Source organism: Pseudomonas sp. G7(2022), assembly GCF_052660475.1.
Genome location: NZ_CP109659.1, coordinates 5125518 through 5143283 on the forward strand (window position 1 = coordinate 5125518; position 17766 = coordinate 5143283).

Below are 17766 nucleotides of genomic sequence, written 5' to 3' on the forward strand. Positions count from 1 at the left end.
ACCAGATGGCAGAGTTACACGCCTAAAGGTTTGTGTACGAAGCCGATGTAACATCAATAATGTTCAATAAATACAGCCACTTACCAACAATCGTTACACCAGTTACACGAGTTACATCGCATTTTTGAGGGGTACAGCCCCCCACACCCCGTAAGCATCAATCCCACCAGCGAACGTCAGGTGTATCTCCCGCAGTGTGCTGGGGCCCCTGAGGTTTTCTTCGAGACACGGGGTCGGAAACCCGCCGGACCTTGGTAGCGGGAGAACTCCCAGCTTAGTGAACAGGTGAACCCGGTGAACTGCCTGTTCAACAGTGCATCTGCACTACAAAACAATCGATCCAAGGACATCATTACCGGTACGGTAACGATGTCCTTTTTTCTTCAAGATCCTTTCAATTCAACGTTGAAATTTCAGTAAGCTCCAGCATCTCCCGCTACCACAGTCCCGCGGGTTTCCGACCCCGTATCATCTAAATATCCTCAGGGTCCCCGGCAGCTTTCGGCACGGAGGCCCGATGCGTCGGCCTCACTCTTCACTTGCGGGAGGCACCTAGCAGATGCCTCAAGACCGCATAACCTTGTTCCAGTCAATTTCGTGTCCAGCTTCTTGAAGTTCACGGCCAAGGGCTTGCTTCCAATCACCGTCCAGTGATTCATAGACTACACCTGCGTAATCGCTCGGTATTTCCAAGGCTCCTCGCTTGAGTGCACAAACCTTCCCTCGTCCAAGACGACCGATGAAATACCCAAGTTCCAAGATTACGTTTTGGCGAGCCCGCGGTTCAGGCATCCCACCTTTCACACATCCTTCATCATCAGGAGTGAGTAATACGACGGCGAACCCTACATCCCCGTGAGCTTCGACCTTCTCAATAACCGTCCGGCCTCCGTTAGCCTGCTCGTGCAAGATCACAGCTTCGAATCCTACTTTCTCAAGGAAGCGAGCCACCATCTCGCGTGAGCCATCGTCATGACCATGAACGACAAACACACGTCTTGATAACTCTTCCATCACTTCCCCTTCATCCAGATTTTTCTCATGTTCATGCTGAAAGTCGGCCAGGTCTTCAGCTAATGTTCTTTGGCCTTGCCGAAGAAGCTCGATAGCCCTTTTGATGTTTTTCTCAAGGCGCCCAACATAATCTGTCGGTACCCCGTTAGCCCGAAAGCGCGGATAGAACGCAAGAACCGCTGCAGACTGCAAATCATTGTAGGTAGAAGTGTTCTCACCAAAGCACCGTACAAGAGTGTCTTTGATTCTGACCTCCAGCCCCCTTACCTCTGGTGTAAGGCCGTGACGCACGGAGGTCAGATCGAATGCTTCGAGTTCGGAAACACGATCTCGTAGCCTCTCGATGTTTCGATTGATATCCTGCTGCTGGATTTGAAGCTTGGAAGCGGAAGGTTCTGGTGGGGGTTGAACTCGGGCCATCGATGACGTGCTCCATTGTGAGATGCAGAACACTATCCCATATTGGAAAATGTGCCAGCACTCACCACCGTGTATCCCTCCATGTATCCCAAGCTTTATAATCGACCTGCAAGCCACGAATCTTATGGATGTATCGAGTCTCCCTCGGGCACCAAAATTAAAAAAGGTCTTGCTTAGCAAGGCCTTTTTTTTCGTCTGTCGGAAAGTGCCGCTGACCATCCGGCGAGATCTCACACAGGTTCACACCATGGAAACGTCACTGGAAACCGTCGCCCTGTTCTCCCTCAAACTCGCCTACGAAGAAGAAGGCCTGAGCCCGATTCTGCGGGATGACATGGTCATGGGCGACTATCAGAAAGACGTTTTCGAATTGTTGGTGCGCCGAGGTGATGTCGAGACGATCCAGTTCAAGATGAACGAGTGCCTGGCGCTGGCGATGGGTGCGCTGGGTGGCGTCGAGAAACCGATGGGGCGGGAACTGTACAAGTTGTCGACCGACTTCAGTCAGGCGCAGTCGCTGGATCAGCTGGATCAGCCGCTCCTCGCGCTCAAGGGGTATTTGAAGGACGTTCTGTAATCAGACGTGCGATCTGAAGAAACAGCCCCTCGGACTACTTGCGCACCTTTACCACTTGAATGTCGATGGGGAACCCGCCTGCTCCTTCCTGCTTCTTCCATCCCACGTATTGAAAAATCGCGTCACGATCGATGGTGTCTCCCCTCTCCACCATGGCTCCGCCCAGCACCGCGACCTCTCTATAGATTGCGCAGTTGCCCTAATCGGGATGGGCGGTGTAGATCACCTAGGATTTGACGTATCGCACGGCTCGGCAATGTCTGCCGCCACGCCAGTCGACCTTGATCATCAATGTCTTCGGATGCGCTTCGCCAGAAATGCCAGGCATGTGTAGTCCATTGCGCAGCTGAAGAAAGTGGCGCGACGCTACTATTTTGCTATCTTGCCATCCACTGCCGGGCGGGGCGCAAAGAACCTGACCGGTACTGACTCAAATGGAAGGATTCGATGGACTTTGCGTTTTGTCTTTTAGCCTGGGCGGCCATGTGGGTGTGGGTCGTCCAGCGGCGTGGTAGCTGGAACCTGTTTCTCGCCAACCTGCTGGGCGCTGCCAGCGGTCTGGTGGTGGGACTGGTGGTCTCGGAGTTTTACATCGGCCTGTTCGGGTCGACCCGGCCACACGTATCCGGGCTGACGGGTACATTGCTGGAAATGATGACAACCGCCGCGGCTCTGATCGGCGTGTGGATGCTGGTCGCGCGACGCTCGCAAGTCGAGCCCGTCATTGCGCGGCAGCTTCTGGCAGGCCTTTGCGGCACGGTGGCCGGCATCACAGCCCTGGCGTTTTTTGCACTCAAGTGATTTTTATCGACACTGGGTATGAAGGTTCTCGTGGCACCAGAAATCTATTTTGATATCTTGCCGTCCACCGTCAGGACTCATTCTCCACGACGCACTGTTTTCAGGTTTTTGCAGGTTTAAGGAAAGGATCGAATGGAGTTTCTGCGTTTTCTGGCATTTGTCGCAGCCTGGGGTTTCATGTGGCGCTGGGTGGTGAAAAACCGCGGCAGCTGGAATCTGTTTTACGGCAACCTGGTCGGTGCAGCGGGCGGCTTTATTGTGGCGCTGGTGGTGTTGTCGATCACTTTTTCACTGTTCCCTTCGGCGCATCGCTACGAAGCGGCGCAGACTGAAAACGTGGTGGCGCAGGACGCCGAGCCGACGTCGTTGCTGCCGGAAGCCGAGTCGGCTGCAAGCCCCGCTGCGCTGAAAGACGCGCCAGTGTTTGCCGCTATCGAGCCGGACGACAAACCCTCTCCACCAGATTCGGCATTGCTGCCGAACTACGCCAGTCGGGCGCCGAAGACGATGTCGGTGCAAACCGTGATTGACCAGAGTGACGACCAGGGACGCAAGGCCCTGACAGCCCTGAGCAAAAAACTGCGCAACGACGCGCAGGGCGACAAGTCGATGCTCGCGTATGTCATGTGCAGCCCGTTCGTGACCAGTACCTTGCGCTTCCCCGCTTCTGCGCGGTTTGCCGATAGCAAGAGCCTCGCCCCGCAACGATTCAAGGAACAGGTCTACACCTTCAGCAACACCGTCACCGCGCGGAACATGAATGGCGACGACGTCACTTACCGTTTCGACTGCTCCGTGCAAGAACAACCAAGGGTCGACACGACGCCTGCCGAATGGCGCCTGTTGGCGCTGAAGCTGCAAAAGGTGGACTCTTAAGCCTCGCTTAAGGGTTGAAAGCACAGGCTGAGCTATTATCGCCAGCCTGTGCGACCTGAGTTTTGCCCTCCGATGTCTCAAACTTCTGTTGACCTGACTGCGCTGCCTCCGGTGCTGGCCGGCCCCCTGCTGCGACGGCTGGAGCCGACGCGCGTAGTGCTTTGGCTGGTAGGCAGCCGCGAGCTGGCGCTGACCTTGCGCCTGCAAGGCGCAGGAGACATTCCACTGGAGGCCGGGAAATGCACGGTCATTCCTGTGGGCGCTCATGCATTCATTCACCTGATAGACATCACGCTCGACAGTCCCCTGCCTTTTGATACGCGTGTCGATTACGACTTGCTGATCGATGGCCGACATCCCGTCACCGACTGGGCGCCGCATCTGTTATACGGTAGCGCCCTGTGCCCGAACCTTGTCGTGCGCTCGCGGATCGATCAACTGCTCCACGGCTCCTGTCGCAAACCGCATCACCCTTCGACTGACGGTCTGCTCTGTGTCGATCAACTGCTGGCGGCTGAAAACGAGCCACAACAACGCCCTGCCTTGCTGATGATGAGCGGCGATCAGATCTACGCCGATGACGTCGCCGGCCCAATGCTGCGGGCGATTCACGCCCTGATCGAGCGACTCTGCCTGTTCGGTGAGCAACTCGAAGGCGCGGTGGTCAGCGACAGCGCTCGACTCTACGAACACCCGGCCAGCTATTACCACCGTGCGGATTTGTTACCGGCGCTCGAGAGCAACGAGACGTTGCGCGAGCGATTTTTCGGCGGTGCGCGCAAGCCGATTTTCACCAGCAGCAGCGCGGACAATCACTTGGTGACGTTCGCTGAAGTCATGGCCATGTACCTGTTGGTGTGGTCGCCGACGCCATGGACGCTGATCGATCCGCAAGTCCCGAAGGTGACGCACGAACGCCAGCAGCGCTACGCACTGGAGCAGACCCGGATCGATGCCTTCAAGGCAGGTCTTGGCAACGTCGCCCGAGCATTGGCGCACTTGCCGAGCCTGATGATTTTCGATGATCACGACATCACCGATGACTGGAATCTTTCCGCGCAATGGGAAGAAACCGCCTACAGCCACCCGTTCTCCAAACGCATCATCGGCAACGCGCTGATCGCCTACATGCTGTGTCAGGGCTGGGGCAACAATCCGGATGCATTCAGCACAGTGCTGGAGAAAACCCGTGGCCTGAGCGCCAGCGGTGACGACCGTCATCTCGACGCTCTCGTGCAGGACGAATTGATTGATGAACTGCTGCGCTTCCAACACTGGCACTTCGTGCTGCCGACCAGCCCGGCGCTGGTGGTACTCGACACCCGCACCCGTCGCTGGCGCAGCGAGATGGCGCTCAAGCAACCTTCCGGTCTGCTGGATTGGGAAGCCCTGAGCGAACTGCAACAGGAACTGCTCGATCATCCCTCGGCGATCATCGTTTCACCGGCGCCGATCTTTGGCGTGAAGCTGATCGAGACTGTGCAGAAAGTCTTCAGCTGGTGCGGTTATCCCTTGTTGGTGGACGCGGAAAACTGGATGGCCCATCGGGGTGCGGCCCAGGTGATCCTGAACATCTTCCGACACACCCGTACACCCGGCAGCTACGTGGTGCTGTCAGGGGATGTGCATTATTCCTTTGTCTACGAAGTGCTTATCCGACACCGCAAGGCCGGACCGCGAATCTGGCAGATCACCAGCAGCGGCATCAAAAACGAATTCCCGCCCACCCTGCTGGAATGGTTCGACCGCCTCAACCGCTGGCTCTACTCACCCCGTTCGCCGCTGAACTGGCTGACCAAGCGCCGGCGCATGCGCATCGTGCCGTACGTTCCCGAGCATGCCGAAGCCGGTGAACGGCTATGGAATTCGGCGGGGATCGGTCAGGTGTTTTTCAATGAACAAGGGCAGCCCCGAGAGATCATTCAACACAACTCGAACGGCGCGCCGAAGACCCGGATGCAGGCGCCGGATCTGACGGATTATCCTGATTAGGATTGCGGCAATATCCGACAGCAGATTTACCCGGATGAAAAAATGGCTGCCGAAAAAATCGGCAGCAACTTCAGGCGATCTCGTGGCGGTCAGTTTGCCTCAAGCATCCGCCCCACTCCCCTCACAATCATCCCCACCTCCCGCTCATCAATCGTCAACGGCGGCAGCAGCCGGATCGTCTTGCCGCGAGTAACGTTGATCAGCAACGCGTGATCCCGCGCGGCAATCAGGGTCAGGTCGCGGATCGGCTGTTTCAGTTCGATACCGATCATCAATCCCTGTCCACGAATCGCCAGCACATTCGGGTTGTCCGCCAGTTCCGCCCGCAAACGGCTGAGCAAGTGCTCGCCTTGTGTCCGGGCATTCTCCAACAGCCCCTGCTCTTCAATGATGTCGAGCACCGTACAACCCACCCGACAGGCCAGCGGATTGCCGCCGAAGGTGCTGCCATGGCTGCCCGGCGTGAACAGTTCCGCCGCCCGGCCCTGTGCCAGGCAGGCACCGATCGGCACACCATTGCCCAGGCCCTTGGCGAGGGTCATGACATCCGGGACGATACCTTCGTGCTGAAACGCAAACCACCGCCCGGTGCGGCCGATGCCGGTCTGGATTTCGTCGAGCATCAACAGCCAGGCGTGGCGATTGCATTGTTCGCGCAGGGCTTTCAGGTAACCCGGCGGCGCCATTTGCACGCCGCTTTCACCCTGGATCGGCTCGACCAGAATCGCCACGATCCGCTCGCCATGTTTTTGCTGCACCTGCTTCAGCGCTTCAAGATCACCAAATGGCACTTTGACGAAATCCCCCGGCAGCTCGTTGAATCCCAAGCGCACCGCCGGGCCATCGCTGGCGGACAAGGTGCCGAGAGTGCGGCCATGAAACGCATTGGCCATGACCACCACCAGCGGCTGTTCGATCCCTTTGCGCCAACCGTGCAGCCGCGCCAGTTTCAGCGCGGTTTCATTGGCCTCGGCGCCGGAATTGTTGAAGAACGCCCGCTCCATCCCCGACAGCTGCGTCAGCTTGCGCGCCAACTGCTGCTGCCAATCGATGCTGTAAAGGTTGGAGGTGTGCAGCAGCAATCCCGCCTGCTCGCTGATCGCCGAAACAATTCGCGGATGCGAGTGGCCGACATTGGTCACCGCCACTCCTGCGACGGCATCGAGGTATTCACGACCGGCCTGATCCCACAGTCGAGTGCCCAGACCCTTGGTGAAACTCAGGGCCAATGGTTGGTACGTGTTCATCAGGGCGGCGGCGGTCATGACTTCAAACTCCAGTGAAGGTCGGTGTGCTTGCAGTATGGTTAGCCACCAGAACTGGATAAACTCGGCAAAACTTCAATCATTTAAAAGCAGGGCTTGATAATGGATCTGTTCCAGTCGATGAGCGTCTACGTCAAGGTTGTGGAAACCGGCAGCATGACGGCGGCCGCCCTGCAATGCGAAATGTCCACGACCATGGTCGGCAATCACCTGCGGGCATTGGAACAGCGCCTTGGCGTGCAACTCCTGCAACGCACCACACGCCGTCAGCGGCTGACCGAATTCGGCACGGTCTATTATCAGCGCTGTCTGGAAGTGCTGGGCCTGGTGCAAGACTCCGAACGACTCGCCGAGCAAACCCTGGATGAGCCGCGCGGCTTGCTGCGCATCACCGCGCCGTTAACCTTTGGTGTCGAACGCCTGGCTCCGGCGCTCAGCGAATTTTCTCTGCAGTATCCGCAAGTCAGAATGGATGTCGTGCTGACCAACAGCCGCCCGGATCTGCTGGAAAGTGGTCTCGATGTCGCGTTCCGCCTCGGCCATTTCGAGCAATCGAACCTGATCGCCCGCCCATTGATCGACTACACCCTGACCGTCTGCGCCTCCCCGGAATACGTGGCCCGGCGCGGCATGCCCCTGACACCTGAAGACCTGCAACAACACGATTGCCTGTCATTCGCCTACCCCGCCGGCGATGACTGGCAATCGGTGGAAAAACGCTGGCGATTGAGTGGTCCGGAGGGTGAAATCATGATCGACGTCAGCGGGCCGATGCTGATGAATACCTCCGCCGGTTTGCATCAGGCTGCCCGCACCGGCATGGGTATCGTGATGTTGCCCGATGCACTGGTGGAACAGGATCTGCGCGACGGCAAACTGGTCACGGTGATTCCCGACTACCAGCCACCGAGCCGCCCATTGCACCTGCTTTATGCACAGGATCGCTATCGTTTGCCGAAACTGCGGCGCTTCGTCGAGTTTGCGATGCGGACATGGGGAAAAAACTGACTACGCTTGGCATCGGTTCAATTGCATTCATCCACTCATCAAGGACTCGATCACCCAATGGAAAACGCTCTGACGGTACGCGATCTTTTACCCGCCTGGGGTTTGAAGCCTCAGTGATTGCGATGGAACGTCCTCTGTGTTTAAACACTCAGCAAACTTGAATGCCATTTCCGAGATGTGTGTAGGAACCGTCTAGACCAGCACTTTCAGTCTTCACGATTACATTGGGCTTGATACAATCCGCCGCTTTTCTGAAAGCACGGACACATTCCAGGCCCTTCATGACCTTCAGCTCCCCAAAATTCTTCCTGATCTACCTTCCCATTGTCTTTTTTGTGTACTTTTTCCTGAATCGCAAACGACTGATCACGGCTGGAAAAGTCTGGCTTGTCATTGCCAGCCTGATCTTTTACGGGCACTGGAGCGTCGCGTATATTCCTTTGCTCGGGCTCTCCATTGGATTCAATTTCATTGTGGGAAAAAGCCTTGCGACCCCCAACCGACCTGTGACGTCTTGCCTATCTAAAAAAGCCATTCTCGTTATTGGAATCGTCACGAATCTGGCCTTGCTTGGATACTTCAAATACGCCAATTTCCTTGTCGACAACATAAACTCGGCTCTTGGTACAGACCTGTTTTTTGTCCAGGTCGTTCTGCCTTTGGGCATCAGCTTCTACACCTTTACGCAGATCGCCTTTCTGGTGGACTGCTACAAGAACCTCGCGAAAGAGTACAGCTTCGTAAACTATGCGTTGTTTGTAACGTTCTTTCCTCACTTGATCGCCGGGCCGATTCTTCACCATAAAGAAATGATGAGCCAGTTTCAGTCGCGCTGGACGCTTGCCGTTCGCCACAGAAACATAATGATGGGGCTGTTTATTTTCAGCATCGGTCTTTTCAAGAAAGTCGTGCTTGCCGATACATTCGCCATCTGGGCGGATGCCGGCTTCGCACAAGGTGCCAGCCATGATTTTTTCAGCGCCTGGGCGACCAGCCTTTCCTATACCTTTCAACTCTATTTTGACTTCAGTGGTTATTGCGACATGGCAATAGGTGCAGCGCTGTTGTTCAACATCTGGCTGCCAGTCAACTTCAACTCACCTTACAAGTCGCTGGACATCCAGGACTTCTGGCGGCGTTGGCACATGACGTTGAGCCGCTATCTTCGCGATTACCTATACATACCGCTAGGCGGTAACAGAGGGGGTCGGCAGCGCTTGTATTTCAATTTGATGATTACTTTCGTTCTCGGTGGACTCTGGCATGGCGCGAGCTGGATGTTCATCATTTGGGGAGCATTACACGGCGGCGCCATCGTCATGCATCGGATCTGGAAACAATGGGGCATGTCGCTGCCCGATCCTGTCGCATGGATTGTTACCTTCATGTTCGTGAACATCACATGGGTATTCTTCAGAGCCGATACCGTTGACGATGCCCTGCGCATACTTCGTGGGCTGGTAGATTTCGACTCAATCCATCAACTCGCCGTCAATAGCGTGCCGACCGCCAATCTTGCATGGGGAGGGATTTTTTCCGATCGTTTGCTAGAGATCCTTCCCGCAGGCCTGGTCGCCAACCTTGCACCCACATTGATGATCGCGATCGCCCTGCTGATCATTCGCCAGAAGAATGCTTTCGAACTCACCGTTCGCAGCGACTTCGGGCATGCGAAGGCGCTCGCAATGTCCACACTGTTTTGCCTCGCGCTGTACACCGGCGTGCAAAGCAAAAGCCCCGTTTTCCTCTACTTCAATTTCTGAGGATGCCGCCAATGAAAAAGAAATTGTATGCGGCACTCACTCTGACAGTGCTGATCATGAGCGTTGTACCGGCGATCAATCTTAAACAGGTGTTCACGGCACAGAGCGACGTGAAATGGTGGAAATCAAAGGTGTTGTACAACATGGATTCATTTCATGCTGTCATCAGCGAATGGATCTACCCCATCGGGCTGTCCATCAGTCCGGGGAAAGTCATCATCGGCAAGGATGGCTGGCTGTTTCTCGGTGACGACTACGCCAATACGATTTCATCGAAACGTATGGGTATGAACCAGGAGGATACTCGGACAGTCGAGAAAGTCGCCCGGTCCGTAGAGGCCTGGAGTCAATGGTTGAACAACAAAGGCGTGGTCGCCTTTCGCATTGTCGTAGGCCCGGACAAGGACTCCGTATATCCGGAACACCTCCCGAACTGGTCGTCGCACGCCCCTGCCAGGCCAACCGATGTGCTGCTGCGTTACGTGCGAGATGATATTTATGTCGATCCGACAAAGGCGTTGCTCAAGGCCAAAGAACAACTTCTCCATCCGCTCTACTACAAGACCGATACACACTGGAACAACGCAGGTGCATGGATCGCCTTCGATGAGTTGCGCAAAAGCCTTTCGAAAAGCCAGGCTCGGTTGACATGGCCGCAGGCTCGGGAACCCTTGATTCTGAAAACTCACGAACGTCTTGGTGGTGACCTGGCCCAGTTTCTGAGGATTCAAGCGTCGCTGACCGACCATGAGACCGTGCTCAATTTCCCTGACGAATACGCACTACCGGTCGAGCACCAGGACTTCAACTCCGGTGACATCACATTCGCGGGTCAAAACATCGGAGTCGCGTCTCCGGCGTCACCTCTTTTGGTCAAATCGCCACACGCCCTGAATCCGAAAAAAGTACTTTGGTTACGTGATTCGTTTGGCATGTCAATGTCTCCCTTGATGTCGGCCACCTTTACCGAAACATTGCATGTGTATTATCTGCCGCTCAAACCTGAGGGGCTCGTCTCACTCATTGAACGATTCCAACCGGACTATGTGTTCATCACGAGTGTCGAGCGAGATATTCGCAGCGACTTTTTCCAATCGGGACCACCCATCGCCGACGTTGAAGCCGCAGTGATCAATTAGCCAAACAGGAAGGTGCTTTTGCCTTGAGTTCGATAACGACTATGCTCGTTTATCTCTTTCCAGCATGGATGCTGCACGATGCTAACGATTCTGCAAAACACCCCGATACGGGCGTACGTGATTTTTCTGTTGCTGGTTTATTTCGGGATCAAGGCATTTTCTCCCCGCCGTGAAAGCCGTCTCTCGATGCTCATCACACCACCTGCATTTTTGGCGTGGTCGTTGTACTCCGTGAACTTGACGATCGACCCGGTCCTGTTCCTTGGCTGCTGGTTCGGCGCGCTGTTGCTGGGTGCTCTCGCGGCCTGGATGGTGTTTTCCCGCAAGGGCGTGGTACTCGACGACTCCGCAACCGGGCTGATCATGCCGGGCACCGTGAAAATCCTGATCATGCTCCTGATGTTTTTTTCCGCGAACTTCTACTTCGGATATCAACAGGACGTAAATCCGGAGTTTTCTGCTTCTGCGAATATGCTCCTGCTCAAGTCCACGGTATCGGGTTTCATGTGCGGCCTGATCAGTACCCGTTCGCTGAAGCTCTACTGGACGCTGCGAACCCTCGCCGCCCGACAGTCGCCGGTGACCGCACAATAACCAGTGATCACGACCCGCTTTTCACCAGCACCGGCTTCTCCTGATAACGTTCGGCGAACAGTTGCTTCAACTGCGCCACTTTCGGCAGGTCGTTGATCACGATGTATGGATAGGTCGGGTGTTCGGTCAGGAAGTCCTGGTGATAATCCTCCGCCGGGTAGAAGCCGTTGTAGGTTTCCAGTTTGGTCACGATGGGTTTGCTGTAGGCATGCGCCGCATCGAGTTGAGCGATATAGGCCTGGGCCACTCGTTGCTGATCGGCATTGACCGGGAACAGTGCCGATCGATATTGCGTGCCGCTGTCCGGCCCCTGACGATTGAGTTCGGTCGGGTTGTGGGCAACGGAGAAGTAGATCTGCAACAGGCTGCCGTAGCTGACTTGAGTTGGATCGAAGGTGACCTGCACCGACTCGGCATGCCCGGTGTCGCCCTCGCTGACTCGTTCATATTCCGCCGTGTCGGCCGCGCCGCCAGCGTATCCGGAAACGGCTTTCTGCACGCCTTTGACGTGCTGGAAAACACCCTGCACACCCCAGAAACAGCCGCCAGCGAACACTGCCGTCTCGCTGTGTGCCTGGGTGTTCTCATCAAGAGCCGGCGGCGCAATGGCCACACCCTCCTCGGCGCCGAAAGAAAATGCCGAGCATTGACCGATCACCCCGGCCGCTGCGACGCCCAGCAACAGACGACGCCAGATAATTCGAGTTTTCATGTCGCGCACTCCTGATCAGCCGAAGGTAAAGGCGTAGGCCGACACGCCCGGATCGAGAAACTCGATACTGAAGGTTCGATCCTTCACCCCATCGTTTTGCCGCACCAATTGATACAAACGCTGCTCGGTTACCCGACCACTACCGTCAGGCGCCACATCGACTCCGTGGGCATCGCCGGGTGCCTGACCATCGATGGTCACCTTGAAACGCACCGGTTTACCGTCCGTACCCGGCCCCAGCACCAGATGCAGGTCACGGGCATGGAACCGGTAAACGATACGACTGGCTGGCGCACTGGCGGTGGCGCGCTCGGCACCGACCGCCCATTGCCCGCCCAGACTCCAGTCATTCAGGGCGAGGTTGGTCGGCGTCGTGTAAGCCGCCACCTTGTCAGGCACGAGGCTGGTCTCCGGTACGAAATGTTCCGCGCGCTGGTAGCCGACGTAGGTTTCCGGCGACAGCACCTGATTCATGTCCGGCGCCATCTGCACGCCTTGGGCATCGGCATTGATCAAACCGTCGGCGACGGTTTTCGCACCGGCCTCACGCAGCAGTTGCTGGATGACGCGTTCCGATTCGGCGTAGTCCCCTTCGCCAAAGTGGTGGTAACGAATGCGCCCCTGTGCGTCGGCAAAGTAATGCGCCGGCCAGTATTCATTGCTGAAAGCACGCCAGATCCTGTAGTCGTTATCGACGGCAACCGGGTAGTTGATACCCAGTTCCTTCATGGCTTTGGTGACGTTGCCTACATCACGCTCGAAGGCGAATTCCGGTGCGTGCACGCCGATCACCACCAGGCCCTGATCCTTGTACTTCTCGGCCCAGGCTTTGACATAAGGCAGCGTGCGCAGGCAGTTGATGCAGGAGTAGGTCCAGAAATCCACCAGCACCACTTTGCCCTTCAATGCCTTTGCATCCAGGGGGGCGGAGTTAAGCCATTGCACGGCGCCATCGAGCGGCGGCAGCTGACCTTCGACCGGCAAAGAGCCCGGCGCCTTGGCAGCCATTTTCATCGCGCCACCGGCGGCCATCATGCTGCTGTTCGCCGCATCATCCGCAGCGGGAATCTGCGCCATCATCGTGCCGTTGCTTTGAGGGGATTTTCCCGCGAGCTTGCCGACCAGGGCCTGTTCCAGACCGCCGGTGGAGGCGGTCGAGACCCGTGCCAGAATCCCGGTATCGAGGCCCAGCGCGATGGCGGTCACACCGGCCAGCATCGCAGCGCCGAGTCCGCGGCGGATCCACTCGCCGGTGCCGATCGAACGCTTCATCAGCGCAAAAACCTTACCGCCCAGCAGCAGCGCCGCAGCCAGCGACGTAGCCGCGCCCGCCGCGTAAGCGAGCAACAACAGCGTGGTGGCGATGCTTGCCCCTTGCAGTGCGGCTCCGGTCAGAATCAAGCCGAGGATTGGCCCGGCGCACGGTGCCCAGAGCAGCCCGGTGGCGACACCGATCAGAAACGACGCGCCGGGACGCGGACGATTGTCCCGGCCGGCGGCCTCCGACAGGCGACTGCCGGCGGACACCAGCGGCCGGGTCAGACGCTCGGCCAGATGCGGCAGCAGCAAGGTCAGCCCGAACAGTGCAACGAACAGCAACGCGAGCCAGCGACCGTACTGATTGACTTGCACCACCCAACCGCCGCCCACCGCCGCCAGTGTCGCAACGAGGGCGAAGGTCAGAGCCATCCCGGCCAGCAGCGGCAAGCCACTCTTGATAAACGGCTGCCCGGTGCGAGCGAAGACAAAAGGCAGAACCGGCAGGATGCACGGGCTGACGATCGTCAGCACACCGCCGAGATAAGCGAGAACCAAGAGCCACATGGTGTCGTCCTGTAGTGAGTGAAGATTGCAGGCGGGCCATGACTCAAACCGCCACGGGTTTGAAGGTCATGGCCAGGCCGTTCATGCAGTAGCGCAGGCCGGTGGGCTTTGGCCCGTCGTCAAAGACATGTCCCAGGTGACCACCGCAGCGCCGGCAATGGACCTCCTCGCGGGTCATGCCGAAGGAGCGGTCCTGGCGGGTGGCCACGGCGTGTTCCAGCGGCGCCCAGAAGCTCGGCCAGCCGGTGCGGCTGTCGAACTTGGTGTCCGACGGGAACAGCGCCAGATCGCACCCGGCACAGGCAAACGTGCCGGCCCGATGCTCGTTGTTCAGTGGGCTGCTGTAGGCCCGTTCCGTGCCTTCCTTGCGCAGCACGTCGTATTGCTCGTCGGTGAGCAGTGCATGCCACTCGCTGTCACTGTGGGTCACTTCGAAAGCCTCGTCGGCAAGCGCCTCACTCACCAGCGCGGAGCCCGTGGATAATTTTGGCAATACACCCGTCAGTAACGCTGCAAGCCCCAGCCCGCCGCCTGTTGCGAGAATCTGTCGCCGTGAAAACATGGCCGTCTCCCAAAATTCCAGATGCCTGTCGTGGAACACAGCCTAGGCTTGGGTTGATCGCCAAATCCTCACGGGAAGTTAAACAATTCGTGATAACTCGCCCCGAGGAAAACCCGCACAATGCGCACATTGCGCCGAAGGATTGAGCTTCATGGAACAGACCAAACGCGTCCTGGTGGTCGAGGACGACCTGCACATCGCTGACCTCATTTGCCTGCATCTGCGGGACGAACAATTCGAGGTGGTGCACAGCGCCGATGGCGACGAAGGCATGCGCCTGCTGCAACAAGGCCACTGGGATGCGCTCATCCTCGATCTCATGCTGCCCGGCGTCGACGGACTGGAAATCTGCCGCCGCGCCCGGGCCATGGCCCGCTATACGCCGATCATCATCACCAGCGCCCGCTCCAGCGAACTGCACCGCATTCTTGGCCTCGAACTGGGCGCCGACGATTACCTCGCCAAACCGTTTTCGATGCTCGAACTCGTCGCCCGGGTCAAGGCACTGCTGCGTCGGGTAGACGCCATGGCGCGCAACCTGAAGATGGACGCCGGCAGCCTGAGCCTCGATGGCCTGACCATCGACCCGATCACCCGTGACGTTGCCCTCAACGGCCAGCGTCTTGATCTCACGCCTCGGGAGTTCGACCTGCTGTATTTCTTCGCCCGCCAGCCGGGCAAGGTGTTCTCGCGCATGGATCTGCTCAACGCAGTCTGGGGCTACAGCCACGAAGGTTACGAACACACGGTCAACACCCACATCAATCGCCTGCGGGCGAAGATCGAGGCCGATCCGGCACAACCGGTGCGCATCCTTACGGTGTGGGGCCGTGGCTACAAATTCGGCACGAGCGCAGAGCAACCATGAAACTGACCCTGACGCAGCGCCTGTCTCTGGTATTCGCCGTGTTGCTGCTGGCGTGCTGCGGCACGTCCGCGTGGCTGCAGGTGCGCTCCAGCCAGATGCATGAACTGGAGGTGGTGCAGGGCCTGTCCCGGGATCTGGCGCAGCACATCGCCCACGACACGGTGCTGATGGACAGCAACGGCCTGATGCCTGGCGCGGTGCGCGAACTGTTCAGCCAGTTGATGCTGGTCAACCCGAGTGTCGAGGTGTACCTGCTCGACACCGAAGGGCGGATCGTTGGCAATGCGGCGCCGGAAGGACGCCTGCGTCGGCAGACTGTCGATCTCGCGCCGATTCAGCGATTGCTCAACGATCAGCCATTGCCGATCCTTGGTGATGACCCGCGCAGCCTCGACGGCCGCAAGGTTTTCAGCGCCGCCCCGTTGCAGGTCAACGGCAAGCCGGCCGGGTATCTTTACGTGGTGTTGCTCAGTGAAGCCCATGATCGCTTTGCCGAACGCGGCGCCACCAGCGCGGCGCTGAATACGGCGTTGCTGTCCATCGGTCTGGTGGCGTTCCTGTGTCTGATTGCCGGTCTGACGGCATTCAACCTGATCACCCGACCGCTGCGACGATTGACCGAAACCGTGAGCCAGTTCGACATCGACGGTGCGCCGCAAACGCTTCCTGTCACTCCGAACGCTGTGGACAAGTTCGCCGATCCGGATGAAATCGCCGTACTCGACGCGGCGTTCCGACAAATGCAAAACCGCCTCGGTGAACAGTGGCGCTCATTGACCCGCCAGGATCAGGAACGCCGGGAACTGGTGGCGAACATTTCCCATGACTTGCGCACACCACTGGCTTCGCTGCACGGTTATCTAGAAACCCTGTCGCTCAAGGACGCCACACTGTCTCCCGAAGAACGCCGCCGCTATCTGGGGATTGCCCTGGACCAGAGCCGCAAGGTCGGCGGACTCGCGCAGTCTTTGCTGGAACTGGTGCGCCTCGAACACGGTTTTGTGCAGCCGATACTGGAGAAGTTTTCCCTGACCGACCTGGTGCAGGACATCTTCCAGAAATTCGAACTCGGGGCCGAAGCCCGGAACGTCGAGCTCAAGGCCAGTTTCAGCGCCAACCTGCCGGCCGTCTGCGCCGACCTCGGGCTGATCGAACGAGTGCTGACCAATCTGGTGGACAACGCCCTGCGTCACACACCGCAAGGCGGCGAAATCGAACTCGGCCTGATGTCACGTGGCCAATTGGTCGAGGTGACCGTAAGCGACTCCGGGCCCGGTATCGCTGCCGAACTGCGCGAAGGCTTGTTCCTGCGTCCCTTCAATATCGGCGGCGCGCGACGGGATGGCGGGCTGGGTTTGAGGATCGTGCACCGGATCCTGCAACTGCATGGACGCGAGATCCGCTTGCTGGATGTCGCCGGGCGCGGGGCGACCTTTCAATTCTCGCTGCCGGTGGATCAACAGGATGCAGAGCAGTGGATCGTCCGTTCGATGAACCTGAATACGCCGGGCAAATAATCAACTCCACCGGGCCGTTGCTCCGTGACAACACCGCCCCGCTCCCCTAAATTAGTCGGCCTGAAAAAGCCCCCCATGCTTTCTCGTCTTATCCCAAGTTAAAAGTAGTGAAATTTCAATGTCCGATTTCAACACCGCTGAATCCGTAGTCACCCTGTCGTCCAAAGCGGAATACGAAAACTCCATCAATCTTTCACAACACATTCCACAAGCGAAGATCATCAGCGAGATGGTGCTCGACGCGTTCCAGTCGACCCGCGAGAGCGAGCAGATCCGCGAACTGCGCGCCGCGATCCGTCAGGCTCACGATCGCTTCGATGACGATCAGGCCTACGAGCTGATGGGCCAGCTCAAGCGCCTGAAGGACGCCGAGGCAGCCGACATTGCGGCGCTCGAAGACCTGAGCAGCAAGTTCCCGATCAGCCGCATCCTGTCCAGCTTCAAGGACGACCCGGCGTTCCAGGAAATCGTCTACGGCCTGGCCCTCAAGGTGCTGAACCAGACCCATCAGGCCATCAGCAACCCGGGCGGCGGCAAGAGCAAGGCTGCCCGTGCCAAAAAAGATGTCGAAGTGTTCAGCATCAGCAAGGACGGCATCAGCGTGACCCTGCCCCTGCGCACGCCGCGTTCGCGCCTGAGCGTGGATCGTGAAGCGCTGGAGTTCCTCGGCTTCACCTTCGTCGGTGAAGGCGAAGAAGCAGAAATCGAAGGCGAGACCTTCGTCGACAACGCCGGCACCGAACACGCGATCAACCGCAAGAACATCATCACGGCCCTGCAACAGCAGACCGCGTTCGACGGTTACAGCATCGCTGCCCAGTAACACGGCGACCG

The 17766-nt window shown here is 57.9% G+C and carries 16 protein-coding genes; 11 read left to right on the top strand and 5 right to left on the bottom strand.

Annotated features, from left to right (window positions below):
* Positions 1-564: 564 nt before the first annotated feature.
* Positions 565-1434: a TIR domain-containing protein gene (locus NE357_RS23425; RefSeq protein ID WP_169431802.1), complete on the bottom strand. Its 870-nt coding sequence runs from the start codon at positions 1432-1434 to the stop codon at positions 565-567.
* Positions 1435-1681: 247 nt separating this feature from the next.
* Between NE357_RS23425 and NE357_RS23430 the strand changes: the two genes are divergently transcribed.
* The 4 genes from NE357_RS23430 (at position 1682) to NE357_RS23445 (ending at position 5680) form a co-directional block, all read left to right on the top strand.
* Entirely contained in the window at positions 1682-2011 is a 330-nt protein-coding gene (locus tag NE357_RS23430) for a hypothetical protein (RefSeq protein WP_169431803.1), read from the top strand.
* Positions 2012-2458: 447 nt separating this feature from the next.
* Positions 2459-2812 (top strand): hypothetical protein, encoded by a 354-nt coding sequence (locus tag NE357_RS23435; RefSeq protein ID WP_169431804.1) that lies wholly within the window; start codon positions 2459-2461, stop codon positions 2810-2812.
* Positions 2813-2944: 132 nt separating this feature from the next.
* A complete protein-coding gene (locus tag NE357_RS23440) occupies positions 2945-3688 on the top strand; it encodes a hypothetical protein (protein WP_169431805.1) in 744 nt (247 codons plus the stop codon).
* A gap of 72 nt (positions 3689-3760) precedes the next feature.
* A complete protein-coding gene (locus NE357_RS23445) occupies positions 3761-5680 on the top strand; it encodes an alkaline phosphatase D family protein (protein WP_169431806.1) in 1920 nt (639 codons plus the stop codon).
* Positions 5681-5769: 89 nt separating this feature from the next.
* On the opposite strand, the gene NE357_RS23450 is transcribed toward NE357_RS23445, so the two are convergent.
* On the bottom strand, positions 5770-6945 hold the full coding sequence (locus tag NE357_RS23450) for an aspartate aminotransferase family protein (protein ID WP_169431807.1): 1176 nt from the start codon (positions 6943-6945) through the stop codon (positions 5770-5772).
* A gap of 102 nt (positions 6946-7047) precedes the next feature.
* On the opposite strand from NE357_RS23450, the gene NE357_RS23455 reads away from it, so the two are divergent.
* The 4 genes from NE357_RS23455 (at position 7048) to NE357_RS23470 (ending at position 11449) form a co-directional block, all read left to right on the top strand.
* The gene (locus tag NE357_RS23455) at positions 7048-7953 is read left to right on the top strand and encodes a LysR family transcriptional regulator (protein WP_169431808.1); all 906 of its coding nucleotides are present in this window, start codon (positions 7048-7050) and stop codon (positions 7951-7953) included.
* Between the two features lie 281 nt (positions 7954-8234).
* Entirely contained in the window at positions 8235-9716 is a 1482-nt protein-coding gene (locus NE357_RS23460; RefSeq protein WP_169431809.1) for an MBOAT family O-acyltransferase, read from the top strand.
* An 11-nt stretch (positions 9717-9727) separates the two neighbouring features.
* A complete protein-coding gene (locus NE357_RS23465) occupies positions 9728-10855 on the top strand; it encodes an alginate O-acetyltransferase AlgX-related protein (protein WP_169431810.1) in 1128 nt (375 codons plus the stop codon).
* A gap of 78 nt (positions 10856-10933) precedes the next feature.
* Positions 10934-11449, top strand: coding sequence for a hypothetical protein (locus tag NE357_RS23470; protein ID WP_169431811.1), 516 nt, complete (start codon positions 10934-10936; stop codon positions 11447-11449).
* 7 nt (positions 11450-11456) lie between these two features.
* On the opposite strand, the gene msrA is transcribed toward NE357_RS23470, so the two are convergent.
* Genes msrA through msrB form a run of 3 tightly spaced genes read right to left on the bottom strand, consistent with a single transcriptional unit; the run spans position 11457 to position 14547 of the window.
* Positions 11457-12161, bottom strand: coding sequence for a peptide-methionine (S)-S-oxide reductase MsrA (gene msrA, locus NE357_RS23475; RefSeq protein WP_169431812.1), 705 nt, complete (start codon positions 12159-12161; stop codon positions 11457-11459).
* A gap of 15 nt (positions 12162-12176) precedes the next feature.
* Positions 12177-13985, bottom strand: coding sequence for a cytochrome c biogenesis protein DipZ (locus NE357_RS23480; RefSeq protein ID WP_169431813.1), 1809 nt, complete (start codon positions 13983-13985; stop codon positions 12177-12179).
* A gap of 43 nt (positions 13986-14028) precedes the next feature.
* Entirely contained in the window at positions 14029-14547 is a 519-nt protein-coding gene (gene msrB, locus NE357_RS23485; protein ID WP_169431814.1) for a peptide-methionine (R)-S-oxide reductase MsrB, read from the bottom strand.
* Positions 14548-14698: 151 nt separating this feature from the next.
* On the opposite strand from msrB, the gene NE357_RS23490 reads away from it, so the two are divergent.
* From NE357_RS23490 to NE357_RS23500, 3 genes are all read left to right on the top strand, one after another.
* A complete protein-coding gene (locus NE357_RS23490) occupies positions 14699-15415 on the top strand; it encodes a response regulator transcription factor (RefSeq protein ID WP_096822804.1) in 717 nt (238 codons plus the stop codon).
* Positions 15412-16932, top strand: a complete 1521-nt coding sequence (locus NE357_RS23495) for a sensor histidine kinase (RefSeq protein WP_169431815.1) — start codon at positions 15412-15414, stop codon at positions 16930-16932. Before NE357_RS23490 ends, NE357_RS23495 begins: the two co-directional genes overlap by 4 nt.
* 118 nt (positions 16933-17050) lie before the next feature.
* Complete coding sequence (locus NE357_RS23500; RefSeq protein WP_169431816.1) at positions 17051-17755, top strand: hypothetical protein; 705 nt, start codon at positions 17051-17053, stop codon at positions 17753-17755.
* The last annotated feature ends 11 nt before the right edge of the window (positions 17756-17766 follow it).